This window comes from Acinetobacter sp. WCHAc060033 (assembly GCF_004209125.1).
Classification (GTDB): Bacteria; Pseudomonadota; Gammaproteobacteria; order Pseudomonadales; family Moraxellaceae; genus Acinetobacter; species Acinetobacter wuhouensis.
Map to the genome: position 1 here is coordinate 1 of NZ_SGSW01000200.1, position 382 is coordinate 382.

The 382-nt window shown below is 48.4% G+C and carries 1 protein-coding gene; it reads left to right on the top strand.

Translation table 11 applies throughout. The features are described 5' to 3' along the window. Nucleotides 1-382, top strand: a 382-nt coding sequence (locus EXE10_RS21270) for an efflux RND transporter permease subunit (protein ID WP_130114619.1), incomplete at both ends; no start/stop codon positions are given.

Here is a 382-nt window from a genome sequence, read left to right on the forward strand (position 1 = left end):
GCTCGATCGGGTCGTCCGTCCACAGCTCAGAAAAATTGAAGGGGTAGCGGATGTCAATGTCCTGGGTGGTTTGGCACGTACCTTTGAAGTGACACCTAACCTGGATGCTCTGGCATCGAGAGGTCTATCTCTTGATCAGTTAAAACAAGCAATTGAATTAAATAATGCAAGTGACGGTGCAGGGCGTCTGAATGAAAATGGAGAATCATTACTGATTCGTAGCGATAGTCGTGTCACCAATTTACAAGAGCTGGGTGAGATTATTGTTTCCAATCATCAGGGGACGCTGGTGCAAGTGAAGGATGTCGCCGATGTTCATACCGGTGCCCTTACCCGTTACGGAGCGGTAACCGAAAATGGTCAGGGTGAAGCTGTTGAAGGG